Origin of the sequence: Panacagrimonas perspica, assembly GCF_004364935.1 — a bacterium.
Classification (GTDB): domain Bacteria; phylum Pseudomonadota; class Gammaproteobacteria; order Nevskiales; family Nevskiaceae; genus Panacagrimonas; species Panacagrimonas perspica.
Genome location: NZ_SOBT01000011.1, coordinates 317,779 through 341,496, shown reverse-complemented (window position 1 = coordinate 341,496; position 23,718 = coordinate 317,779). Strand labels below are relative to the sequence as shown.

General features: G+C 67.1%; 21 protein-coding genes. All 21 read right to left on the bottom strand.

The window, feature by feature from the left end; genetic code table 11:
- Window positions 1-174: 174 nt before the first annotated feature.
- The 21 genes from DFR24_RS21045 to fliO all read right to left on the bottom strand — a co-directional run bounded on the left by DFR24_RS21045 (window position 175) and on the right by fliO (window position 23,705).
- Window positions 175-1,203, bottom strand: a complete 1,029-nt coding sequence (locus DFR24_RS21045; protein WP_162851358.1) for an NAD(P)/FAD-dependent oxidoreductase — start codon at window positions 1,201-1,203, stop codon at window positions 175-177.
- Window positions 1,170-3,683 (bottom strand): hypothetical protein, encoded by a 2,514-nt coding sequence (locus tag DFR24_RS24560; RefSeq protein WP_162851357.1) that lies wholly within the window; start codon window positions 3,681-3,683, stop codon window positions 1,170-1,172. Before DFR24_RS24560 ends, DFR24_RS21045 begins: the two co-directional genes overlap by 34 nt.
- A 48-nt stretch (window positions 3,684-3,731) precedes the next feature.
- Complete coding sequence (locus DFR24_RS21040) at window positions 3,732-4,235, bottom strand: nuclear transport factor 2 family protein (RefSeq protein WP_133883405.1); 504 nt, start codon at window positions 4,233-4,235, stop codon at window positions 3,732-3,734.
- Between the two features lie 443 nt (window positions 4,236-4,678).
- Window positions 4,679-5,371: a MalM family protein gene (locus DFR24_RS24555; RefSeq protein ID WP_162851356.1), complete on the bottom strand. Its 693-nt coding sequence runs from the start codon at window positions 5,369-5,371 to the stop codon at window positions 4,679-4,681.
- 11 nt (window positions 5,372-5,382) lie between these two features.
- A complete protein-coding gene (locus tag DFR24_RS24550; protein WP_211346640.1) occupies window positions 5,383-6,093 on the bottom strand; it encodes a hypothetical protein in 711 nt (236 codons plus the stop codon).
- 339 nt (window positions 6,094-6,432) lie between these two features.
- Window positions 6,433-6,915, bottom strand: a complete 483-nt coding sequence (locus tag DFR24_RS21030) for a chemotaxis protein CheW (protein ID WP_133883404.1) — start codon at window positions 6,913-6,915, stop codon at window positions 6,433-6,435.
- Window positions 6,912-7,871 carry a flagellar motor protein MotD gene (gene motD, locus DFR24_RS21025; RefSeq protein WP_133883403.1) on the bottom strand — a complete coding sequence of 320 codons (960 nt, stop codon included), beginning with the start codon at window positions 7,869-7,871 and terminating at the stop codon, window positions 6,912-6,914. The genes DFR24_RS21030 and motD overlap by 4 nt, the downstream gene beginning before the upstream one ends.
- A gap of 124 nt (window positions 7,872-7,995) precedes the next feature.
- Window positions 7,996-8,736: a flagellar motor protein gene (locus DFR24_RS21020; RefSeq protein ID WP_133883402.1), complete on the bottom strand. Its 741-nt coding sequence runs from the start codon at window positions 8,734-8,736 to the stop codon at window positions 7,996-7,998.
- A gap of 172 nt (window positions 8,737-8,908) precedes the next feature.
- The gene (locus DFR24_RS21015; protein ID WP_133883401.1) at window positions 8,909-10,804 is read right to left on the bottom strand and encodes a chemotaxis protein CheA; all 1,896 of its coding nucleotides are present in this window, start codon (window positions 10,802-10,804) and stop codon (window positions 8,909-8,911) included.
- A gap of 13 nt (window positions 10,805-10,817) precedes the next feature.
- Window positions 10,818-11,555 (bottom strand): protein phosphatase CheZ, encoded by a 738-nt coding sequence (locus tag DFR24_RS21010; RefSeq protein ID WP_133883400.1) that lies wholly within the window; start codon window positions 11,553-11,555, stop codon window positions 10,818-10,820.
- Window positions 11,556-11,578: 23 nt separating this feature from the next.
- Window positions 11,579-11,971 (bottom strand): chemotaxis response regulator CheY, encoded by a 393-nt coding sequence (locus tag DFR24_RS21005; RefSeq protein WP_133883399.1) that lies wholly within the window; start codon window positions 11,969-11,971, stop codon window positions 11,579-11,581.
- Between the two features lie 147 nt (window positions 11,972-12,118).
- On the bottom strand, window positions 12,119-12,862 hold the full coding sequence (locus DFR24_RS21000; RefSeq protein ID WP_407075128.1) for an RNA polymerase sigma factor FliA: 744 nt from the start codon (window positions 12,860-12,862) through the stop codon (window positions 12,119-12,121).
- A gap of 46 nt (window positions 12,863-12,908) precedes the next feature.
- Window positions 12,909-13,787, bottom strand: a complete 879-nt coding sequence (locus DFR24_RS20995; RefSeq protein WP_210772475.1) for a MinD/ParA family protein — start codon at window positions 13,785-13,787, stop codon at window positions 12,909-12,911.
- Complete coding sequence (gene flhF, locus DFR24_RS20990; RefSeq protein ID WP_133883396.1) at window positions 13,780-15,048, bottom strand: flagellar biosynthesis protein FlhF; 1,269 nt, start codon at window positions 15,046-15,048, stop codon at window positions 13,780-13,782. Before flhF ends, DFR24_RS20995 begins: the two co-directional genes overlap by 8 nt.
- A gap of 9 nt (window positions 15,049-15,057) precedes the next feature.
- Complete coding sequence (flhA, locus tag DFR24_RS20985) at window positions 15,058-17,124, bottom strand: flagellar biosynthesis protein FlhA (RefSeq protein WP_133883395.1); 2,067 nt, start codon at window positions 17,122-17,124, stop codon at window positions 15,058-15,060.
- Window positions 17,125-17,255: 131 nt separating this feature from the next.
- Window positions 17,256-20,180, bottom strand: coding sequence for a PAS domain S-box protein (locus tag DFR24_RS20980; protein WP_133883394.1), 2,925 nt, complete (start codon window positions 20,178-20,180; stop codon window positions 17,256-17,258).
- Between the two features lie 78 nt (window positions 20,181-20,258).
- On the bottom strand, window positions 20,259-21,392 hold the full coding sequence (flhB, locus tag DFR24_RS20975; protein WP_133883393.1) for a flagellar biosynthesis protein FlhB: 1,134 nt from the start codon (window positions 21,390-21,392) through the stop codon (window positions 20,259-20,261).
- Window positions 21,393-21,395: 3 nt separating this feature from the next.
- Complete coding sequence (gene fliR, locus DFR24_RS20970) at window positions 21,396-22,175, bottom strand: flagellar biosynthetic protein FliR (protein WP_133883392.1); 780 nt, start codon at window positions 22,173-22,175, stop codon at window positions 21,396-21,398.
- 110 nt (window positions 22,176-22,285) lie between these two features.
- Complete coding sequence (gene fliQ, locus DFR24_RS20965) at window positions 22,286-22,555, bottom strand: flagellar biosynthesis protein FliQ (RefSeq protein WP_133883391.1); 270 nt, start codon at window positions 22,553-22,555, stop codon at window positions 22,286-22,288.
- Window positions 22,552-23,307 carry a flagellar type III secretion system pore protein FliP gene (gene fliP, locus DFR24_RS20960; RefSeq protein ID WP_168710432.1) on the bottom strand — a complete coding sequence of 252 codons (756 nt, stop codon included), beginning with the start codon at window positions 23,305-23,307 and terminating at the stop codon, window positions 22,552-22,554. Before fliP ends, fliQ begins: the two co-directional genes overlap by 4 nt.
- Complete coding sequence (gene fliO / locus DFR24_RS20955) at window positions 23,304-23,705, bottom strand: flagellar biosynthetic protein FliO (protein ID WP_133883390.1); 402 nt, start codon at window positions 23,703-23,705, stop codon at window positions 23,304-23,306. Before fliO ends, fliP begins: the two co-directional genes overlap by 4 nt.
- Window positions 23,706-23,718 lie beyond the last annotated feature (13 nt).

Below are 23,718 nucleotides of genomic sequence, written 5' to 3'. Positions count from 1 at the left end.
GCGCGCCGATACCGGGAATACAGGGATGACGTCGGCCTCGTAGCGGCGACGAGTCCGGCGTGAATCGCATACCACGGCACGAGAAGCTGGCCTGAGACACGCTCCGGAGCCACGGGGAAAGTCCCGGGTTTCACTCGGGCTACGGCCTCATTTCGAGCTTCGCGAATACCCTGCTCAGCCGAAAGCGTCTGCTCCGAGCTTCGCGTACATCGCCGCCAGCGCCGTCACGTCGGTATCGAACCACCCCTCGATCCATCGACGGTACGCCGCCCCACCCTGCGCTTCGTCCGCACCCCGCTGCACGATCGCCACCGCGGTACGCCCGGCCATCGTTCCCGACAGCAGCGCCTTGAGCACGCCCTTCGACGACGTCGGATCGAGATTCGCGGCGGCATCGCCAGCGAGCAGCCAGCCCGGCCCTGCGGACTGCGTGACGCGCCACGTCGCATCGGCTCCGCGTGTGGCTCCGATCCGTTCCATGCCGGCGAATTCGGACGGTGGTTCGTCACGCGAAGAATGTCCTTCGAAATCCATTCGCGCCCACTGGTAGACGTCGTCGTCGACGCGGGCGGTCCACGTCCAGCCGCTGTCATCGGCCGACAATGCGGGAGCCTCGTCCCGCACGGGGCAATGTCCGCGCACGTAGCCATAGCGAACGATCTGACGGGGCGATCGTTCGCGCTGCGGAAGGTCGAGCTTGCGAGCCAGCCAGCGCGCTGGCCCGCTGGCATCGATCAACATTTTCGATCGGCATTCGGTTCCGTCCTCGAGGCGCAGGCCGATCACGCGGCCCTGCTCGACGATCGGCTCCTGCGCACCCGACCCATATCGCCGTTCGGCACCGAGCGCTCCCGCGCGCTCCTGCAGCGCGGTGTCGAGCCGGGCACGGCTGACCTGGTAGCCGAGCCACGGGCCATCCTGATCTTCACCGAACGCTTCGAAGCGCGGCGGGCCGCCCCATCCCACCCAGACACCCGCGAAGCGAGCGCGGGATGCGGCCTGCAGTCCTTGGGCAACACCGAGTTCGCGCAGCAGCGGCTCGACACCCGGATGCAGGCCCTCGCCCGGCTTGTCCTTCGCGTCGGCGTGGCGTTCGAGCAGGCAGGTGCGCAGACCCGCCTGCGCGCAGGCGATGGCAGCGGCGGACCCGGCGGGCCCGCCGCCGACGATCAGGACCTCGGCATCGAGACGTCGCGTTTCCACGCCTGCCTGCCGCGACGGATCAGCACCTGGCGTCCGTCGACGAACGCGACGGCCTCTTCCTTGATCGAGACACGCACCTTGCGCATGTCCTCCGGGTGCGGCGTCTGCACACCGGGCCGGTAGATGTGAAAGCGATAGCGCGGCCCGTTCGCGGACAGCTTCACGCCGAGCGTCTTCTGCGCTTCCAGCAGTTCGATCTCGTCCTCGTTCACGGAGCGGAACGAACTCACGGCCCAGCCCGCCTTGGCACGCGTGATCTCGGTGATCGCGCGCGCCTTGCTCTTGGGCCAGCGCTTGCGGAAGTCGGCGTCGCGGATGCCGAGCGCCCAGTACACCGAGGCCATCGCCATCACGCGCGCCTTGGTCTCCGCCAGGTCCACCTGCGCGATCTGCGCGATCGTCATCGTGTTCGGCATCGCCGCGTAGTCGACGCGGTCGATGTCCGCGTATTCGACGGCGCGCTTGCCGTCGACCATCACGAGCTGCGGTCCGCGCACGCCGTCCCAGGGCAGGAAGCGCTCGCCGACGGGCTCGATACCGGTTTCGGCATCGGTCAGCGGCACGATCGTCGGCCAGGGGTAGACGTAGCCCGTCGGATTCTTGAGCGGCGAGAAGCTGCGCGTGGAGTCGGGCGCGATCGCGGGCCAGTAGGACCCGAGCGCGGCACACAGCTTCACGTCCTCGACGAAGGGCGTGCCCAGGCCATGGTTTTGCAGGAACGCCTGCAGGCCCTCCTCGGGATTGTTGTAGAACAGACCCTGGCTCGCGTCCCAGCCCGGATCGAACAGCCCGGGCGAGTGATCGGGCAGCCCGGAGTAACGCGAAATGCGCGAGACCTCGCGCTTGGGCAGCGGCCCCTTGCCGGCCTGCGCCTGCGCCACCACGGCGCTTGCGCCGACGTCGTAGATCGAGAATCCGATCGGCAGCTCGATGTTCGCCGCCATCCGTCGCGCCGACAGCGCATACGGCGGGATCGCCCACAGGCCGTCGCGGATCGCCGCCGGAACCTCCGTGGTCCACCACTTCATCAGGTCGTGCTGGCTCACCAGCGGGAAGAAATCGGGCGGCGAGATCGGTGCATAGGCCGCCATGCGCGGCATCTCGGCCGGCAGGCCGGTGACGCGCGCCTCCACCCAGCCGTCACCGGCGAAGTCGATGAAGTGCTGCGCCTTGTAGCCGCCCTCGCGGATCATGCGTCCCATCTCGGGATTCGCGTTGAGGTCCTCGAGCGTGCCGTCCTCGCGCAGGCGATGACGCAGGCTGACGTATTCGGGCGCGTTGCGGTCGTAGTCCGCGCCCGCACCCTCGAAGTAGAGGTATTCGCCGTGCTTGAAGTCTTCCTCGGTGTCGGCCTCGCCTCCGAGAATCTGGCCGCTGGAGAAATACACCACGCCGTTGGTGGCCACCCATTCCCGCGGAACCTGGAAGCCGAGCCACTCGCCCTTGTACTTGGCGCGGTTCACGAAGGGCGCCGCGCGCGGCTCGACCACGCCCGGGCCGAACGCGCCGGTCTTGGAGAACGCGGCGATGTCGGCGTCCTTCATCACGAACGGATACTGGTCGAGATCGTCTCCGGCCCACTCGGTTGGGTAGCCGTTGAGCTGCAGGAAGCGGTGGAACTTGCGCAGCTTCTCGTTGCGGAACGCGCAGCCGAGTTCCACCTTGAGCTTCTCGCCGGCCAGGCACTGGCTGCCGGTGAACAGCTTTTGCACGGGCAGCCAGAACGCGTGGTCCTCGTCACCCTTCTGGCGATCGAGCAGCGCCAGCCGCGGGTCGCTTCCAGGCACGCGCACCGCGAGGAACGGCGCGAAGCGCTGCGGAATCGCCGGGAACTCGAATGGCTTTCCGGGAACGGTCGCTTCGAAGTTGCGCGCACGGGCGTTGTAGATCGGCTCCACCGTGCCCATGCGCGAGATGCCAGTGCGCGAGAACACCAGGTCCGCGTGACGCTGATCCACGGTGTCGCGCGCCGGCCGGTACTGCAGCGCCATCATGACCACGCCCAGCGGGTTGTCGCCGGCCGCCTTCTGCAGGTCGGCGAGCGCCGGCGGCCGCGCGCCGTAGACGTAGTTCTCGAGCGCGTCGATCTCGGCCAGCGTCGGATACTCGGTCAGCGATTCGTGCACCACGTCCGGGGATGCGAACGCGTGGTACAGCAGGCTGCGCGCCGGCTGGCCAGGCTCGACGCCGCGCTCGCCGGCGGCAGCGAAGTCGGCGAAGCCGACGACCTCGCGATTGACGTTGAGCCGCTTGCCCAGCTCGGCGGCGAGATCGGTGCTGCCCAGGTCGAACGCGCCGCCGGTGACGGTCAGCAGAAGGTCACGCCATCCGGCCGCGGCCAGTCGCTTGCAGGCGGCCTGCACCGGATCGATCAGCTCGCCCGAGGACGAGCCGAACAGCGCAAAGGCGGTCGGCGAGAAGCTCATCGCCGCACCGCTGGTCCACAAGGCCTGCGTCAGGAATTCACGTCGAGTTCCCATCTTCCCCTCCCCCTTGTCCGTCGATGTTTCAGCCGATCGGCCGCCTTGCTATTCCGCCGCTGCCGGTGTCTCCGGCGGTGTCGGCGTCTCCCGATAGAACGTGGCGACCCACTGCCCGTTGCGCAGCGACCAGCCGGCAGTGACGTCGGCCTGGTAGGTCTCCTGCACGCCGCGGTCGCGCGAACGGGCGCGATACGTCACGACGGCCGCATCGGGCGACAGCAGGAAGACGTTGAAGCGGTCGAGTTCGTGCCATTCGACGTTCGCCTTGGGAACGAAGGCCAGATGTCCCTCGCGATCCAGCAAGGTTCCATCGGTCTGCACGTCGGCGTAGTCCGCGGCGAGCAGCGGGCGGCTGCCTTCGAGGTCGCGCGCGGCGTATTTTCGCCACGAGTCGCGTTCGTTCTGGATCAGTTGCGGCGCGACGTCTGCAGCCTTCGCAGGCGCCGCGTCCTGGGCGCGCTCCGCGCAGCCCGCGATCCCGATCAGCGATGCCGACAGCAGCATCGCGGCAAGCCACTTCGGCGTATCCCCGCGCCGTCCGTTGCCCATGACTCTCTCCCCGGCTAGCGGTCGCTCCGACGAGGCCCGCAGTCGGCCGAATCTATCCCATATCGCGGATCGCGTCGGTGATGTTCGGCGATGGAGACGAGACTTGCGTCTCGGGGTTCCGACGGCTCGTTCACGCCGGTCTCGAGGGCCTTGCCATGCCCTCTGTCGAGAGCTGCCCAAGCGGTTGGCGAAATCTGACTCCTCTCGCTTTGGGAGAGAGGGCCGGGGAGAGGGCCGCGCGAAGCGCGGTCGGCCCCGTTCTGCGTGGGCCCACGCTCGGCTTCGCCTCGCGCCCTCACCCGCGCTGCGCGCGACCTCTCCCGGCGGGAGAGGTAAGCGTGTTGTTGCCCCCGGACGATTTGCCGCGAACGGAGATTCCAGCCGCGCCGCCCGGGGTTCCCCTCGAATACGGAGCGCAACCGCGGGCTTTACCCGGGCTAGGTTCAGCGCATCAAGAACCCGATCTCCGAACGCGCTGCGTCGCGCGCTTGCAGATTGCGGCGCAGGGCCGGGGAATTCGAACGCGCCTGAAGCCGAACCACACCGTTGTGGGCGTACGTGTATTCGCCTTCCGACTCGGTGCCCTGCATGTAGAGGAAGGGCAGCACGCCGGCGACCAGCGGGATCACGAACGATCCGGACACCACGCGACGCTCGCCGTGGCCGACCACCTGGCGCGCCGAGCGCATCAGCAGGTATTGCTCATCGGCGTTGTCCTGGCTGAAGAACATCGTGGTCTGCAGGCGATCTCCGCGCAGCGCGAAACGTTCGAAGGGGACCTCGCGCAGCACCTTGCCGGATGCGTCGAGCGTCAGCACCTCGGGGGCGAACAGGCTGCGCCCGTTGATCTGGCTGTCGATCTGCAGCGTGTAGTCCTCGCGATAGCGGGGCAGACGGAACACCGCATAGGACACCGCGCTGCCATCGGACTCGGCGACGCAGCCGGTGCCCGCCTCGAAGCTGTGCTGGACCGTGCGCAGCGAATCCACCTGGATCGCCTGCGCATTCGACATGTCCCACCTCGCGTCGCAGCCCGGGGCCTGCATCCGCGTCACGGCGGCGGGACCGCGGCTGGCGCAGCCGGTGGCGGCCACGGCGAGCAGCGACAGCATCAGGATGCGAAAGGCGTTCTTCATGTCGTCAGTGCTCAGCGGAGTTGGCGGGCCAGTTCGTCGCCGGTCGCGCGCATCGCGATCTGCAGACCTTCCAGCGCCCGGGCCGGATCGGCCACGAGGGCATCGAAATTCCAGTATTCGTAGTCCTTGGCGGCGGTCAGCGTGATCGCGCCGCCGCCGTCGCCGAAGGCGTTGTAGGTGATGCGGTCCTGGTAGAGCACCTTGTGATCGGTGGCGCGCACCAGGCGGACATTGAGGTACACGGTCGGGCGGTACGGCGTGCCGCCGCCGGCCGCGATATAGCCGACCACGTCGGTGTAGAGATCGAGATAGGCGTCGACGCTGCCGTCGGCTTTCGGGTACTGCTCCAGGAACGCGTACTCGTGGTACGGACGCGTCACTTCGATCGTCTTCACGTCGTATCCGCCGCCGCGCAGGCCGGCGTCGAGCTGCGTCAGGAACGTCTTGCTGCAGACGAAGCCCTTGCCCTTGGCGGCGCGCGTGAACTGGCCGGTCTTGCCCTCCATGTCGCCCTCGGCGATCAGCATGCCGACCACGCCGAAGCTCTGGCCGGGATGCACTTCCATGCGAACAGCGACCGTGTCCGAAACCGCGGGCGTGAGCAGGCCGATGCTCATGACCTTGGTGCGCGCGGCCGGATCGTAGGGGCGGTACTTCGGAGCAGCGCAGGCTCCGAGGAGCGATGCCAGCGCAAGGAGGGCGAGCAAGCGAACCAGCGGCACGATTCCGACCCCCCAAATGCTGAAACGCTGAAGTGAATTGCATGGACTCGCCGTTGCGCCTTTCGGTGTGCGCGTGTTCGCGATGTCGTGGTACCCACATTGCACTTGACGCTCGATTCACATTGCGGCGCGCCGACATTCGGACGCCCGGGGCGTCGGAACGGGAAGCAGGTGGGGGAATCCCCTACGTGGGGTCGTGCTGGCCCCGACTTTTATGCGACGGGAACCAGTCACGAGCCGCGGGTCGCGCGAGGAGGTCGCGGCTACCGTAGCCCGGGTGAAACCCGGGGTTTCGTTCGCACACGAAGCGCAGCCCCGGGTTTCACCCGGGCTACGGTCTCAGCGCATCAGCGCCGGAACGTCGAGCAAGGTCATCAGTTCCGCATCCCGGGTCACGATGCCCAGGACCGCGGCGCAGGGGGCGCCACCCGAACGCGGGGCCGGCTTGATCGCCGGATCCGGAATGCGCCGAACGTGCGTGACCCTGTCGACGCGTGCGGCCAGGGTTTCGGAGGGACCATCGAAGACCACCAGCGGCCCGGCCGCGGACGCCGATGCGCTCAGGCCCAGGCGTAGCCGAAGGTCGATCACCGTGACGATCTGTCCGCGCAGGTTGATGACGCCCAGCACCTCGTGCGCGGTACCGGGCACCGGCTCGATCTCGGCCGTCGCCAGGACTTCCTGCACCGCCAGGATCGGCACACCGTAGAGCTGGCCCGCGAGCTCAAAGCCGATCCAGCGACGCACGACGTCGCCGTCGCGACCCCCATCCCCATCGCGCCCGACTTCGGGCGTGGCTTTCGGAAAGACGACAGCGCTCATGGTTGGGAATGCTCCCGTGTGGCGACGATGGACGAGGCCGTGGACACACTCGTGGCGACGCGCTCCGGAACCGCGGGCGCGGCCTTGTCTTCAGCAGAAGTCGTCGTCGTCAGCGAAGGCAGCTTCGAACCCGAATTGGCCAGCACGACGATGACGACACGACGGTTGCGGTTGCGGCTGGCCGCATCCGTGTTCTCGGCGACCGGGTTGAATTCGGCGAGGCCGAGCACGGTCATGCGGCGTGGCTCCACGCCGCGCGCCATGAACCGATGGACGACGCTGGCCGCGCGGGCGGCTGAGAGTTCCCAGTTCGACGGGAACTCACGCGTCGCGATCGGCACGTCGTCCGTGTGGCCTTCGATGCGCAGGCGGTTGTCGAAGGTGCGCAGCACGTCGGCAAGCCGATCGAGCACCCCGCCGGCCTCGTTGCCCAGCCGTGCAGAGCCGCTGGTGAAGAGAATGTCGGTCTGGATCTCGATCTCCAGCCATTCCTCGTGACGGCGCACCAGCACCTGCTTGCGCGCGATCATGTCGCCGAGCGCCGCCTGCACCTGCTCGGACATTTTCTCGAGCTGCTCGCGTGCACGCGCGCCGCTGCGTCCACCGCCGCCGCCCACGTGGAAGCCCAGCGCGAGCCCCGGCAGATCGGGCTTCTGAAAAGCCTTCTCCGAACCGCGGACACCCTGCTGCGGTGGCGCGGCCTGGAGCATGCGCGGCCGCGGACTGCTGCTCGGGCTCTGCGTTTTGGGGCCGACCTGGATCGGCGTCGGCGAGCGCGGCGCGCCGCCGAATGCGGCGTTGAGCGAATCCGACAGCACACGGTACTTGCCCTCGTTGACCGAGGACATCGAGTACAGCACCACGAAGAACGCAAGCAGCAGGGTGACGAGGTCGCCATAGGGAATGGCCCAGGCCTCGTGGTTGATGTGGTCCTCGTGCTTGGCTTTCTTGGCCATGACTAGAAGCCGGGAATCGGGAAACGGGAAACGGGAATCGTCGAAGCCGGAAAAGATGAAAGCAGGTCCGTTGCGGCGATGGCGCCGTCACGATTCCCGATTCCCGATTCCTTGTTCATGGCGTTCAATGCAGGAACCCATGCAGCTTGGTCTCGATGACGCGCGGATTCTCGCCCTGCGAGATCGCGATCAGGCCCTCGATGATCATCTCGCGCACGCGCGTCTGGTCGCCGATCACGCTCTTGAGCTTCGACGACATCGGCAGGAAGAACAGGTTGGCCGAGGCGATGCCGTAGATCGTGGCGATGAACGCGGCCGAGATGCCGTGACCGAGCTTCGAAGGGTCGGCGAGGTTCTGCATGACCGCCATCAGACCCATCACCGCGCCGATGATGCCCAGCGTGGGTGCGTAGATGCCCATGCCCTCCCAGACCTTGGCGCCCATCAGGTCGAAGTGCTCCTTGGCCTGCATCTCGGTCTCGAGCGTGTTGCGGATCGTCTCCGGCTCGGCGCCATCGACGAGCATCTGCAGGCCCTTCTTGATGAAGCCGTCGCCCTCGGTGGCGATGCTGCCTTCGAGCGCGAGCAGGCCCTGCTTGCGCGCGGCATTGCTCCACTCGACGATCTTCGCGATCAGGCCCCTGCCGTCCAGCGACGGCGGCATGAAGATCCACTTGGCCATCTTCATGCCGTGCTTGAACGCCGGCATCGGCGTCTGCACGGTGATGGAACCGAACGTGCCGACGATGACGATGACGAACGCCGCAGGGCCCCACAGCGCCGCGACACCGGAGCCTTTCAGAATGGACCCGCCGATCAGCGCGACCATGGCGAGGATGAAACCGATGATGCTGAGGATGTCCATGACCTAGGTTTTCGGCGGAATCGTCGAAAGCTGAAGTCCTTTTTCCCGACGGGTTCCGCCAGGCGGATATGCGGTGCAGAAGCCGGACATGCCGTGTCGCTGTCGCGGCGAACGGGTTTCCCCCCGCCGCGAACGAAACACGGAAGCCCTCGCCGACGACCGGTTCATCCGTCTAGACCGACTTCGCGTGCGTCTGGACCAGACCCGGCACATCGACGATCAGTGCGACGCGCCCCTGCGGTGTCACCGTGGCGCCCGCGACACCGGCCAGCCCGCGCAAGGTCGCGCCGAGCGGCTTGATGACCACCTCTTCACGGCCGCGCACTTGGCGCACGATCAGGCCGAACCGTTCTTCGCCGAGCATGACCACCACGACGTGCCGTGTCCCGGAAATGTCGGTCGCGCCGGCCCAGAGTTCGAGATCGATCAGGCGCAGGTTTTCGCGCTTGAGCGGCGCCACGTTCCAGTGCCCGACCTTGCGCACGGCGGACGGATCCAGCGCGAACACGTCGGCCACCATCGCCAGCGGCAGCGCGAACTGGCGCTCACCAGCATCGATCATCAGCGCCGGCAGGATCGCCAGCGTGAGCGGCACGCGCAGGTGCACCGCGCTGCCCTGCCCGGCCTGCGATTCGATCGTCGCCGAGCCGTTGAGCGACAGGATGCGCTGCTTGACCACGTCCATGCCCACGCCACGACCCGACAGGTCCGAGACCTGATCCTTGGTCGAGAAACCGGGCAGGAAGATCAGCTGCAGGCATTCTTCGTGTGAAAGCCGCGCCGCCGACGCCGCATCCATCAGCTTCTTCTCGACGACCTTGGTGCGCACGCGCTCGGGGTCGATGCCGCCGCCGTCGTCGCGCACCGTGATGCGGATGTGATCGCCTTCCTGGCGCGCCTCGAGCTTGAGCTGTCCGGCAGCGGGCTTGCCACGGGCGATCCGGAGTTCGGGCATCTCGATGCCGTGGTCGACGCTGTTGCGCACCATGTGCACCAGCGGATCGGCCAGCGCCTCGACCAGATTCTTGTCGAGATCGGTGTCCTGCCCGATCAGCGTGACCTCGACCTGCTTGCCCAGGCCGCGCGCGACATCGCGCGCCAGCTTCGGGAAGCGCGAGAAGACCTTGCCGATCGGCTGCATGCGCACCTGCATCACGGCGCCCTGCAGGCCGCGCGTGATGAAGTCGAGTTCGCGCACTGCGCGACCCACTTCGCCTCCCGCCTCGGTGGCCAGTGCCTTGAGACGGTTGCGCACCAGCACCAGTTCGCCGACCAGATTCATCATGCGGTCGAGCTTGACGGTGTCGACGCGCACCGAGGTTTCGGCAGGCGCAGACGCGGGCGGCGGCGCGACATTCGTCGCCGGCGCCTTCCTTGCGGGTTCCGGGTGAGAAGGTTTCGCCGACGGATGCGCCACTGCGGTTGCCGGCGCGGGGCTCGCGGACTTCTTCTCGGCCGCCATCTGATCGAGCAGCGCTTCGAACTCGTCCTCGCTGATCGCGTCGTCGGAACTCTTCGCCGCATCCGGCGCGACGTTCCCGGATTTCTTGTCCGCGGCCATCTGATCGAGCAGCGCTTCGAATTCGTCTTCGCTGATCGCATCCGGATCCACCGGCGGAGCCGGCTTCGCCTTCTTTTTCTTCTTCTCGACCGGCGCCGCCACAGGCGGCGCCACGGGCGCATGCGCTGCGAGCAGACCGTGCAGCGTCTGGATGAGCGCAGGTGGCGCAGGCTGCGGCACCTGGTTGCCGGCGACGCTGGCCATCATGGCCTGCACCTGGTCGACGGCCTGCAGGACGGCGTCCATCAACGCGGCGTCGACACTTCTCTTGCCGTTGCGCAGTGCGTTGAACACGTCCTCGGTGGCGTGGCACAACTCCACCAGCGGCGTGATGGCCAGAAAGCCGGCGCCGCCCTTGACCGTGTGGAAAGCGCGGAAGATCGCGTTGAGCAGGTCGGAATCGTCCGGCCGCGATTCCAGCTCGACGAGCTGTCCGCCCAGGTTCTCGATCAGGTCGCCGGCTTCCATCAGGAAGTCGGCGCGAATCTCGTCGTCGACGGCGGGCATGGTCGTGTCTCTCTCAGAATCCGAGATCGGCGAGCAGCGAGTCGGCGTCGTCCTGGCTGACCGCCAGCGGCGTGACACCCGCGACCGCAGGGCCGTGCAGATGATTGGCAGGCGCATCGGACGGCCGCGAAGCCACCGCTCCGCCGGATGCGCGCAGCAGGTCGATCAAGGCCCGCTCCACGCTGCGCACCAGCGTCGTGACCTTCTTGATCACCTGGCCGGCGAGATCCTGGTACTCCTGCGCCTGCGCCAGCTTCGACAGCCGGTCGCGCAGACTCGCCGCGCTGTTGACGATGTGATCGCGCGTCTCGTCGACGCTCACGACCAGGCCCGACAAGCTGTACGGCGAGCCCGCGTAGATGTGCGCGCGATGGCAGGCCGCCGAGATGTCGTGCGTGGCCAACACGATGTCCTGCGTGAGCTGCTGGCACTGCTCGACCAGGTCCAGCGTCTTGTGCGCGGCCTCTTCGGTCACGCGGGTCACGTAGTCGAGACGCGAACAGGCGTCCGGAATTTCGCGGCCGGCGAGCGTCGACAGCTGTTCGTCGAAGCTCAGTCCGCGGACCGCGTCGTGCAGGTCGCGCGTCAGGCGCGCGACGCTGACGAACAGGCCCTGGTCGCGCGACTGCAGCAGGCTGGAGAAGCGCGCTTCGAAACCGGCGTCGTCGCCGGCTTCCAGCAGAGATACGAGTTCGCGCATGCGCGCAAGCTGATCGGCGCGGGCCGGCAGCGTTTGGAAAGGTGCGTTCACCGAAGCACTCCGGAGCGCGTGGATTACGCGGCTTCGGCGAGTCGCGCGAAGATCTTGTCCAGCTTTTCCTTCAAGGTCACGGCGGTGAAGGGCTTGATGATGTAGCCGTTCACGCCAGCCTTGGCAGCCTCGATGATCTGGTCGCGCTGCGCCTCGGCGGTCACCATCAGCACCGGCAGGCTCGCCAGCTTGGGCTCGCCGCGGATCGCCTTGAGCAGGTCGATGCCGGTCATCCCGGGCATGTTCCAGTCGGTGACGACGAACTCGAACCCGCCAGCCAGCAGCATCGGCCACGCGGTCTTGCCGTCGTCGGCTTCCTGCGTGTTGGTGTAGCCCAGGTCGGCGAGCAGGTTCTTGACGATGCGCCGCATCGTCGAGAAGTCGTCCACGATCAGGATTCTTGCGTTCTTGTCCATGCTTCGGTTCTCGGCATTGAAGAGAAAAGCTTTTGTCGCAAAGGTCGCAAAGGAAAAAGAGAGAACGCAAAGAACAACAATTGAAAAGCCTTTGCGACCTTTCTTTTTCCTTTGCGCCTTTGCGGTGAATATTCCTGTTTACGCAACTCAACCCAACGCCACGTTCGCCCAGTCACCGAGCCGCGCGCGCAATCTCACCAGCGCCTGTCCATGGATCTGGCAGACGCGGCTTTCGCTGACGTCCAGCACTTTCCCGATCTCCTTGAGATTGAGTTCGCGCTCGTAATACAGCGACATCACCAGCTTCTCGCGCTCCGGCAGGCCACCGATGGCCTTGATCAGCTCGACCTGGAATTCGGCGCGGCTGAACTGTTGGTCCGGATCGCCGTCTTCGGCAGGTGCGTCGAAGCCTTCACCGTCGGCGAAGCCATCTGCCGACATCACCTGGCAGCGGGCCGAGTCGGCGACGGCGTCGAAATATTCGGCGAGCGAAATGCCCAGACGCTCGGCGACTTCCACGTCCTTGGCCTCGCGTCCGGTTTCCTGTTCGATCGCGCGCATCGCAGTGGCCACGTCGCGTGCGCGGCGATGCAGCGAGCGCGGCGCCCAGTCTCCGCGACGCAGTTCGTCGAGCATCGCGCCGCGAATGCGGATGCCGGCGTACGTCTCGAAGCTCGCGCCGCGATCGCCCTGATAGTTCCGCGCCGCCTCGAGCAAGCCGATGCTGCCGGCCTGGATGAGATCGTCGATCTCGACGCTCGTCGGAAGACGCGCCGCCAGGTGATAAGCGATGCGCTTCACCAGGCCCGCATGCTGGTTCATCAGGTTGGCGTCGGGAGACCGCGATCGCTCGTAGCGGGCAACGGCCTCTCTGGGCAGTGCGCTCATGATCCGCTCCTCCACGCCTGGCTCATCCGTGCATCCCGCACCTGAAATCTCATACAGCCACGCCCGCGAGCTGACCGGTTCCGCGTTCCACGAGGCGCTCGACGAAGAATTCGAGATTCCCGCGCGCACCCTTGGGCAGACCCCAGCTCTCGGCCTTCTTCGCGAGGCCAGCGAATGCCAGCGCCGCCGCGGAATTCGGATACGCCTGCACCACCGGCTGCTGGCGGCGGATGGCGCGCTTGAGCCATTCGTCCTGCGGCACGAAGCCCATGAAGTTGAGCGTCACGTCGAGGAAGCGTTCGGCGACGCGGCGCAGGTTTTCGTGCACTTCCTTGGCTTCGGTGAGGTTCTGGACCATGTTGGCCAGCACCTGCACGCGCTCCACGCCGTGGTCGCGGTTGAGAACCTTGATCAGCGCGTACGCGTCGGTCAGCGAAGCCGGGTCGTTACAGATCACGACGATCACTTCCTGCGCCGCCTGCGTGAAGCTGATCACCGAGTCGGCGATGCCGGCCGCGGTATCGATCACCAGCACGTCGATCGGCCGGGACAATTCGCTGAACGCGCGAATCAGTCCGGCGTTCTCGGCGCGATTGAGCTCGGCCATGTTCTTCTTGCCGCTCGAAGCCGGGATCACCATCAGTCCCGAAGGACCCATCAGGATCGTCTCGTCGAGCGTGCACTTGCCTTCGAGCACGTTGGCCAGATTGCAGGTCGGCTGCAGTCCCAGCATCACGTCCACATTGGCCAGACCCAGATCGCCGTCGAGCAGCATCACCTGCTTTCCGCTCTGCGCCATCGCGGTGGAAAGATTCACCGAGACGCTGGTCTTTCCAACCCCGCCCTTGCCGCTGGCGACCGCGATCACCTGTACCGGCTTGGCGGGCCGCAATACGCGCAATCCCGCTGCCTGATCGTGTTTACCCATGGGCCGCTCCTGCAAACTGATATGAAAGTTCATCGTCGTCCGGCGGTGCCGCACCGGCGCGTGTCGCAGCCACGGCGCGCAGGACGAGCTGGTCGGGACGTGCGGCCGACAGATCCTCCGGCACGCGCTGGCCATCGGTGACGTATGCCAGCGGAATGGCGTGGCGCGTGATCGCGGAGATCGCCGCGCCGACGCGCGTGGCCTCGTCGAGCTTGGTCAGGATCACGGCGCTCGGAGCGGCGGCGGCGAAGCGGCGGTACTGATCGTCGAGATCGGCGATCTGGCTGGCGGCCGACAGGACGAGCGCGGTGCGATTGGGCACCGGCAGGCCGGACAGCATCGCGAACTGCTTCTGCAGGTTCTGATCGCGCGGCGACATGCCGGCAGTGTCGATCAGCACCAGCTTGCGGTCCTTGAGTTTATCGAGCGCCAGGCACAGCTCGCGCTGGTTGTCGGCGGTGAGCACCGGCACGCCCAGCAGGCGTCCGTACGTGAAGAGCTGCTCCTGGGCTCCGATGCGGAAATGGTCGGTGGTGATCAGCGCGACGTCGCGCAGACCCCAGTGCTGCACGTAACGCGCGGCGAGCTTGGCGATCGTCGTGGTCTTGCCCACGCCGGTGGCGCCGACGAGCGCGATGACTTCGTGGCGGCCATCGTTGCCGGGCGCGGTCGTCGCATCGAGCCACTCGTGCTTGAACGTCGGCATGCGCCGCGCGAGCAATGCCATCGGCAGGAAGCGCGCGCGATCGGCGTCGGTGCCTTCGGGAATCTCGGAGGCGATCTCGCGAGCGAGCTTGAGCTCCAGGCCCAGGCCGAGCAGACGTCGCACGACGTCGGCCCGAACCGGGTTGCGCGTCTTCATGTCGTTCCAGGCCATGCCGGCGACCTGCTGTTCCATCAGGCGGCGCAGCGCCTGCATGTCGTCCTTGAGCCCGGCGATGGCAGGGTCCTGCGCCGGCACACGAGGGGCAGGCGCAGCCACTGCAACTGTGGGCACAGGGGGCGGCGCAGGCGCAGCAACGGGAGCCGGTATCACGATCTGCGCTTCGACGGCGCGCACCGGAACGCGCTCTTCGAAGATCGGCTCCACACGCTGCGCGGCCTGCTGCACGAGCGCCGCGTCGTAATCGGTGGCGGCAACGACTTCGATGCCGTTCTCCAGGCGCCGGTTCGACAGGATCACCGCATCCGGCCCCTGCTCCTCGCGCACCAGGCGCATGGCATCGCGCATCGTCGGAGCGATGAAACGCTTGATCTTCATGTGCGGTCCTTACGCGCCCACCGCGCCGGCGATGCGGACGCGGCGTGATTCGGGAATTTCGTTGTAGGCGAGCACTCGCAACGCGGGGATCGTCTGGCGCGTGAAGCGCGACAGGATCGGCCGCAGCGCCTGCGGCACCAGCAGCACCGGCACGCGGCCGCTCGACTCCTGTTTCTGTGCGTGAGTGACCAGCGAGGTGTGCATGCGTTCGGCGAGTCCAGGTTCGAGAGCGGCGTTGCCCGTTGCGACGCTGTTCTGCAACACCTGTTCCAAAGGCGCGGCCAGCGTGAGGACCTGCAGCTCCTCATCGAGACCGTTGATTTCCTGCACGATCTGTCGGCTCAGCGCGACACGTGCCGCGCCCGTCAACACGACGGGATCCTGGCTGCGCGGCGCGGCCTCCGCCAAGGCTTCGGCGATCACGCGCAGGTTGCGGATCGACACCCGTTCGGCGAGCAGGCCCTGCAGCACCTTCACGAAAATCGCGAGCGGCATCGCCTTGGGGACGAGGTCCTCGACGAGTTTCGGAGACGACTTGGCCAGGCCGTTCAGCAGTTGCTGCGCCTCGTCGAAGCCGAAGAGTTCTGCGATGTGCTCGCCCACCAGGTGTGACAGGTGCGTGGCGATCACGGTCGCCGCGTCGACGACGGTGTAGCCGAGCGACTGCGCATGCTCGCGCCGGCCGCGTTCGACCCACACTGCTTCCATGCCGAACGTCGGATCCTTGGTGGCGATGCCTTCGAGGGTTCCGAACACGCGGCCCGGATTGAGCGCGAGTTCGCGGTCCGCGTGGATCTGCCCGCTGGCCAGCGGCACGCCGAGCAAGGTGATGCGATAGCCGTTGGGCGGCAGCTCCAGGTTGTCGCGGATGTGAACCGGCGGCACCAGGAAGCCGAGTTCCTGCGTCAGCTTGCGGCGGATGCCCTTGATGCGCGGCATCAGCTCGCCACCCTGGCGCGGATCGACGAGCGGGATCAGGCGGTAGCCCACTTCCAGGCCCAACGGATCTTCGGGCTGCACGTCGTCCCAGCTCAGTTCCGCGGGCTTGTCGGACTTCGGCGTCTCGACCGGCTCCGCTGGCGGACGCGCAGCGCGCCTGGCCAGCAGCCACGCGCCGCCACCGCAGGCTCCGGACAGCAGCAGGAAGACGAGATTGGGCATGCCCGGAATCAGGCCGACCAGACCCAGCACGCCGGACGCCACGCCCAGCACCTTGGGCTGCGCGAAGACCTGCTTCATCACGGTGCCGGCGATGTCCTGCGCGCGCGACATGCGCGTGACCAGCACCGCGACCGCCACCGACATCAGCAGCGACGGCACCTGCGCCACCAGTCCGTCGCCGATCGTCAGCAGGGTGTAGTTGCGACCGGCCGTCGCCAGATCCAGCCCGTGTTCCATCGTGCCGATGAACAGGCCGCCGACGATGTTGATGAACAGGATCAGGATGCCGGCGATGGCGTCGCCGCGGATGAACTTCGAGGCGCCGTCCATCGAGCCGTAGAAGTCCGCTTCCTCGCGCACCTCGTCACGCCGCGCCTTGGCCTCTTCGCGCGTCAACAATCCGGCGTTCATATCCGCGTCGATCGCCATCTGGCGTCCGGGCAGCGCGTCCAGGATGAAGCGGGCCGACACTTCCGAGACGCGCTCGGCGCCCTTGGTGACGACCATGAAGTTCACGATCGTCAGGATCACGAACACCACGATACCGACCGCGAAACTGCCGCCGACGACGAACTCGCCGAAGCTCTCGATGACCTGTCCGGCGGCATGCGGGCCCTGGTGTCCGTGCAGCAGCACCACGCGGCTGGAGCCCACGTTCAGCGCCAGGCGCAGCAGCGTGGCCATCAGCAGCACCGTGGGAAAGGCGCTGAAATCCAGCGGCCGCATCACGTTGACGACCGACAGCAGGATGACGATCGACAGCGCGATGTTGAATGTGAACGCCAGGTCCAGCACCACCGGCGACAGCGGCACCACCATCATCGCCAGGATGCTCAGCAACAGCAGCGGCGCCCCGAGGCCGAGGCCGCGGAGCATTCCGAGTTTCGCGAGGAGGCCGCTGGTCTGGCTGCTCATGTTCCGCCTTGTGTTTGAGCGGTACGAGCAAGTTCTGTTCTAGGGAAGCGTTGTCACCGTAGCCCGGGTGAAACCCGGGGGTTCCCTCGCACACCGAGCGCAATCCCGGGTTTCACCCGGGCTACGTTGGCTCAATGCGTCACCGGCGCCGTCGGGCCGGCGCCGTGCCCCGATACCGCCGCGGCGTCGCCGCCGGCCATCCGTACCTGGTTACGGCCGTTGCGCTTGGCCTCGTACAAGGCTTCATCCGCACGCTCCACCACCAACTGGGCGTCGTCGCCGTCGCCGGGATACATCGCCACCCCGATCGACACCGTCAACGGCGGCAGATCGCGATCCTTGAGCCTCACGCGGATCGCCGTGACCGCGAGCCGCATCCGTTCGGCGGCGCCCTGCGCGTCGATTTTTCCCGAGGTGTCCAGCACGACGGTGAACTCTTCGCCGCCGAAACGCGCCGCCGCTTCGCCTTCGCGCACGCAGCGCAGCAGGGCCGCTCCGATCTCCTGCAAGGCACGATCGCCGGCCTCGTGACCGTAGACGTCGTTGACCGACTTGAAGTGGTCGACGTCGATCATCAGCACCGCGAAGCCTTCGCCGCTGCGCGAATGGCGCGCCACGCGCATGCGCAGCGCGGCCTCCAGCCAGCGCCGATTGTTCAGGCCGGTCAGCGGATCGAGCAGCGCCTGCCGGCTGAGCTCCTCGCGCAGGCGCAGGTTGCCGAAAGCCAGACCAATCTTCTCGGCGACGGTCTTGATCAGTGGAATCTCCGGCGCCCAGCCTTCCGAGGTCCGGCCCCAGGCCAGCTCGATCAGGCCCAGCGGCGCGCCCAGCGACTGGATCGGCACGCACAGGTGCGGATGCGTGCGGCTGTCGCAATGAACGTGGGCGCAGTGCAAGGCGTCGGGCTCGCCTTCGACGTGATGGGTCTCGCCGCGCCGGATCGCCCAGCATTCCCCGCGCTCGAACGTCAGAGCGCCCGGCTTGGCCTCGCCCCAGTTCGCCTTCCGATCGAAGCGCTCATGCGCCGGGTCGGCCAGGTACAGCGCGCCGTCTGCGAGCGGAAAGATGCGGGGCAGGTAGCGCGTCACCACCGTCGTGGCTTCGGACATGTCGGTGGCGGCCGCCAGCAGGCGCCCCATGTCGGTGATCAGCGTGAGTTCCTCGTTGCGACGCTGGCCGGCACGGATGATGTCGCGCAGCTGCGCGGTGCGTTCGGCAACGCGCGATTCCAGGCTGGCCGTGAGCGCACGCACGCGCGACTCGGCCGCCTTGCGCTCGTCGATGTCCTCGACCACCGAGACGAAGCGCGCCGGCAGGTCGTCGGTCGCATCGAGCCGGCGCACGAACAGCAGCACCCAGACCAGGCTGCCGTCCTTGCGGATGTAACGCTTCTCCATCGAGTAGTGATCGATCGTACGATCCATCACGGCCGCGGACATGTGCAGATCGCGCTCGATATCATCGGGATGCGTGATCGACTGGAAGTTGACCTGCATCAGCTCGTCCAGCGAATAGCCGGTGATCTCACACAGCTTCTGGTTGACGTTGAGCCAGCGGCCGTCCGCGTCCAGCAGCGCGATGCCGACCGCGGCCTGGTTGAAGATGCTGCGAAACCGCGCCTCGCTCTCGTTGAGCATGCGCAGCATTTCTTCGCTTTCGGTGATGTCCAGCGCCATCGAAACCAGCGCCTGGACGCTGCCGTCCGGCCTGCGCACGACGGCGTTGTGCACCTCCGCCCAGAGGCTTCGACCTCCACGACGCAGCATCGCTATCTTGATCGTCGAGCGATCCACCTCGCCGTTGAACAGGCGCGAGATTCGCAGCCGGCGCGGCTCGCGCTCCTCGACCGGGAACATGCGCAACTCTTCGCCGGTCCGACCCAGGGCTTCGGCCTCGGTCCATCCGAACACCTGCTCGGCACGCTTCGACCAGCGCCGCACGCGCATCTCCATGTCCCACTCGACCACCGCCAGTGGCGTGTTCTCGAAATGGAAGTCGCGGATCTGCCGGTGTTCGGCCGCCAGCGCATCGGCGCGCTTGCGCTCGCTGACATCGAGCGCCACGCAGATGAACCGCCGCTCCTGCCCCTCGCCGCCGTCCAGCTCGCGCGTGAAGACCTCGACGTCGACGCGGCTGCCGTCCTTGCGCAGGTAGGCCTTCTCCTGCCGGAAACGTTCGGCGGTGCCGTCGGCGAGGCTGTCCATCAGGCGCGCCGTGATCGCGCCGTCTTCGGGCGGACTCAGGTCGCGAAAATTCATGCCAACCAGTTCGTCGCGCGAGTAGCCGACCATGTCGGCCATCCGCTCGTTGACCATCAGGTAGCGGCCCGCGGCATCGGTGACGTTGATGCCGACGGCGGCCAGGTCGAACAGGCTGCGAAAGCGCGCTTCGCTCTGGCGCACGTGCTCGAGCAGTCCACGCTCGGCGGAGGCGAGCCTGGCGTGACGATCGACCAGCATCTGCTGGCGGCGCCACGCGGCCGAGAACAGGACCAGGTAGGTGCTGTGACCGAGCCAGACGAAGGACAGCAGCATCACGATCGGAGCGTGCTGCTCCGGCTGGTGCCAGTGCGGCATCGTCAGCGTGGTGATCAGCATCGAGATCAGCAGCCACAGGCTCACCGCCACCCGCTCCGCCCACTGCGGTGGCAGCAGCACGAACGTCATCACATACAGCAACGGCAAACCGGCGAATACGGGCACGAACAGCGTCTGCTGTTGCGGGTCGAAGTGGCCCTGCATGAACATCACCAGGATGCGCTCGACCATCAGTGCACTGGTCAGCGCGACCCCCGATACGGAGGCGAATCCGTAAGTCACCAGGCGCGCGCGGAACAAACCTGCGACGAGCAGCAACAGCAGGCCGCAACCGACGACGAAGGAAAGATCGAACGTATGCGGGCCAGGGCCGTCGGAGAGTACCCAGCCCAAGGCCAGCATCAGCGCACCGACCAGCGGAAGCACCAGAGAGAGCAAGCGCGCATGTCCCGCGGCGGTAGCGGCATCGACCGCCGCCCGCGCGTGGACCACTGCGATTTCGTCGCCTCGGCTCTTCATGCCCGTCAAGTTCCACACGCGCCCAGAGAGGATCGGATGCCGACGTGCAGTTCCTGTTCCTTCATGGTGAATCGCCTGTCAGGACGGTGGCGCCGGGTCGATTTCTCCACCCGGAAGATCGCCGACCTCCGGCACGACCGGCGCAGGCGTCCCCGCCCGCCACCGGCGCAGCTGGTAGACGTAGCTCAGGACCTGCGCCACGGCCTGGAACAGCGCGGCCGGGATTTCCTGATCGAGCGCAACGGACCGGTATAGCGCGCGTGCCAGCGGCGGCGCCGAGACGATCGGCACGCGGTGCTCGCGCGCGAGGTCGCGGATCGCGGCGGCGACGACGTCCGCGCCCTTGGCGACGACCTTGGGCGCGCGCATGCGATCGGACGAGTAGCGCAGCGCGACCGCGTAATGCGTCGGGTTGGTGACGATGACGTCGGCCGTGGGCACCGCGTCCATCATCCGGCTCCGCGCCAGCGACTGCTGCACCTGACGGATCTTCGCCTTGACCTCGGGCCGCCCTTCCGACTGCTTGTACTCGTCGCGCACTTCCTGGCGCGTCATGCGCAGTTCCTTGCCGTGACGGAACCACTGCCAGGGCACGTCGAGCGCCGCAATCACGCCCAGCCCCAGCGCTAGCCAGCCGAGCAGGCCCATGATGATGCTGCCGGCCGTGCCCATCGCCGTCAGGGGATCCATTCGGGCAAGCCCGGCGAGCTGCGCGCGCTGCGACCACAGCACCGCCGCACCGATTCCTCCGAGCACGCTCACCTTGAGCAGGCCGAGCAGCAGGTCCATCAGCGCGCGGCCGGAGAAGATGCGGCCCAGGCCCGCCATCGGATCGAGCCGCGAGAATTGCGGCATCAGGGCCTTCGAACTGAAATTCCAGCCGCCGAGCATCAGGGGGCCGACCAGCGCTGCGGCGAATCCCAGCGCGAGGATCGGCGCGACGATCATCAGCCCGGCCCGCAGGATCCGGCCCGGCACCCGCGCCAGGTCCGCCGTCGATGCCAGATCCGCCGGCGTGATGATCAGGGCTTCGCGCAACAGCTGCGCGGCCTGCATCGTCATGTCGTCGCCCCTGGCGATCAGCACGGCGGCGCCACCGGCGACCAGCACCGCGGTGGTCAGTTCGCGCGAACGCGCGACCTGGCCTTTCTCGCGGGCGTCGCGTTCCCGTTTGGGTGTGGCGCGTTCGGTGCGGTCCTGGTCCTGCGACATCGATCAGACCCCTCCCGGCAGTTGCTCGAGCATCGGCCAGGCCGCATCGAGCCATTGCGTCAGCAGCTCGGCCAGGCCCGGCAGCAGCCAGCGCAGCATCAGCAGTCCCAGCACCAGCGTCAGCGGGAAGCCCACCGCCATCAGGTTGATCGTCGGTGCGGAGCGGCCGAGCACGCCGATCGCCAAGTTCACCGCAAGCATCGCCGCGAGCACCGGCAGCGCGAGTTGCACACCGCCGGCGAACAGGCTGCCGGCCCAGTCGAGCATCAGGCGCACGCTCGCCCAGTCGAGCGCGGTCTGCGCCACCGGCCGGTCGCGAAAGCTGCCGACGAGGCCTTCGATCAGCGTCAGGTGCGCACCCGTGGCGACGAACAGCAGGCTCGCCACGATGATCAGGAACTGGCCGACGATCGGCGTGTTGACGCCACGCACCGGATCGGCGAGCTGCGCGAAGCCCAGGCCCATGCTGTTGGCGATCAGTTCGCCTGCCAGCGCGAACGCCTCGAACACCAGGCGCAAAGTCAGGCCCATCGAGATGCCGATCAGCACCTGCTGCGCCATCGCCCAGACCCAGGCCGCGCTGAACATCGTCAGCGCGTCGGCGACCGGCACCAGCGGCAGCACCAGCACCGTCAGCGGCAGCACCAGCATCAGCCGCACCGTCTGCGGCACGCCGCGCTCGCCGAACACCGGCGCGAGCATCAGCATCGACGCGATGCGCGCGAGCACCAGCAAGCCGGTCTGCAGGCTGGCGAGGAGCTCGTCGACGGGGAGTTCGATCATCGCGGCGTCAGGTGCAAGGCCTGTTCCTCTCCCGACGTAGCCCGGACGAAGTCCGGGGCTTCAGTCGCAATTCGAGGAAAAGCTCCGGACTTCGTCCGGGCTACGCATCGTCATCCGACCAGTGCCGGAATGCTCTCGATCAGGCGCCGCGTGTAATCCACCAGCATCCCGAGCATCCACGGACCGGTGGCGACCACGACGGCGGCCATCGCGACGACCTTGGGGATGAAGCTGAGCGTCATCTCGTTGATCTGCGTCGCGGCCTGGAACAGGCCCACCACCAGTCCAACGACCAGCGCAGTCAGCAGCAGCGGCGCGCCCAGCATCAGCGCCAGTTTCAGCGCTTCGTTGGACTGCGTCAGAACCGTTTCCGGCGTCACGTGGCGAAGCTCCCGGCCAGCGATGCCATCAGGATCGCCCAGCCGTCCACCAGCACGAACAGCATCAGTTTGAACGGGGCGGAAATCAGCATCGGCGAGAGCATCATCATGCCCATCGACATCAGCACGCTGGAGACCACCAGGTCGATGACGATGAACGGAATGAACAGCAGGAAGCCGATCTGGAACGCCGTGGTCAGCTCGCTGGTGACGAATGCCGCGGCCAGCACGGCGAACGGAATCTGCTCCGGCGACTCGAACGGTCCGGTCTTCGCGATCTTCGCGAACGTCATCAGCTCGGTCTCGCGCGTCTGCTTGAGCATGAAGTCACGGATGGGCTGCGAGGCCTTCTCCAGCGCGAGCTTGGGTTCGAGCTGGCCGTCGAGATACGGCGTTACGGCCTCGTTGTAGACGCGGTCGATCACGGGCTGCATCACGAACAAGGTCATGAACAGCGCCAGCCCGATCAGCACCGGATTGGATGGCGTCTGGCCGGTGCCGAGCGCCTGCCGCAAGAGGCCGAGCACGACGATGATGCGGGTGAACGCCGTCATCATCAGCACGATCGACGGCAGCAGCGTGATCAGCGTCATCAGCACCAGCACCTGGATGCTGAGGCTATAGCTGGACGTGCCACCCGCGCCCGGCGTGACCGTCACGGCGGGCAGGCCGCCGATCGCCTGTTGTGCGAATCCCGGTTCGGCGATCAGGAACAGGCCGAACACCAGCAGAACGCGAAGCGGACGGATCATCGGCCGAGCAACTGGCCCAGCTGGCGCGCGAAGGCGTCCCTGAAGCTGGGGCTGGCCTCCGTAGCCCGGGTGAAACCCGGGATCGCCGGTTCGTCGGACGACACACCTTCCCGGGTTTCACCCGGGCTACGCGACGCATCGTCGATCTGCGCTTCGACCGCGCCGATCAGATTGACGCATCCCGGCGCCACCCCGATCACGAACTGCCGGCCCGAGGCCTCGATCAGCACGACGCGCTCCTTCATGCCCACCGCGATCGTGGCCTTCACGCGCAGCGCACCGTTCGACGCACCCCGCAGTCCCTGCATGCGGCGCGTCATCCACGCCAGACCCAGGATCACGGCGACGACCGCCACGAGGCTCAGCACCATCTGCACCACGGAACCAGCGCCTTCCACGTCAGGTCTCCGG

Coding starts and splice junctions, on each gene's coding strand:
- DFR24_RS24560 (WP_162851357.1), bottom strand. CDS start 3,683: ATGGGAACTCGACGTGAATTCCTGACGCAGGCCTTGTGGACCAGCGGT.
- DFR24_RS21040 (WP_133883405.1), bottom strand. CDS start 4,235: ATGGGCAACGGACGGCGCGGGGATACGCCGAAGTGGCTTGCCGCGATG.
- DFR24_RS24555 (WP_162851356.1), bottom strand. CDS start 5,371: ATGAAGAACGCCTTTCGCATCCTGATGCTGTCGCTGCTCGCCGTGGCC.
- DFR24_RS21030 (WP_133883404.1), bottom strand. CDS start 6,915: ATGAGCGCTGTCGTCTTTCCGAAAGCCACGCCCGAAGTCGGGCGCGAT.
- motD (WP_133883403.1), bottom strand. CDS start 7,871: ATGGCCAAGAAAGCCAAGCACGAGGACCACATCAACCACGAGGCCTGG.
- DFR24_RS21020 (WP_133883402.1), bottom strand. CDS start 8,736: ATGGACATCCTCAGCATCATCGGTTTCATCCTCGCCATGGTCGCGCTG.
- DFR24_RS21015 (WP_133883401.1), bottom strand. CDS start 10,804: ATGCCCGCCGTCGACGACGAGATTCGCGCCGACTTCCTGATGGAAGCC.
- DFR24_RS21005 (WP_133883399.1), bottom strand. CDS start 11,971: ATGGACAAGAACGCAAGAATCCTGATCGTGGACGACTTCTCGACGATG.
- DFR24_RS20995 (WP_210772475.1), bottom strand. CDS start 13,787: ATGGGTAAACACGATCAGGCAGCGGGATTGCGCGTATTGCGGCCCGCC.
- flhF (WP_133883396.1), bottom strand. CDS start 15,048: ATGAAGATCAAGCGTTTCATCGCTCCGACGATGCGCGATGCCATGCGC.
- flhA (WP_133883395.1), bottom strand. CDS start 17,124: ATGAGCAGCCAGACCAGCGGCCTCCTCGCGAAACTCGGAATGCTCCGC.
- DFR24_RS20980 (WP_133883394.1), bottom strand. CDS start 20,180: ATGAAGAGCCGAGGCGACGAAATCGCAGTGGTCCACGCGCGGGCGGCG.
- flhB (WP_133883393.1), bottom strand. CDS start 21,392: ATGTCGCAGGACCAGGACCGCACCGAACGCGCCACACCCAAACGGGAA.
- fliR (WP_133883392.1), bottom strand. CDS start 22,175: ATGATCGAACTCCCCGTCGACGAGCTCCTCGCCAGCCTGCAGACCGGC.
- fliP (WP_168710432.1), bottom strand. CDS start 23,307: ATGATCCGTCCGCTTCGCGTTCTGCTGGTGTTCGGCCTGTTCCTGATC.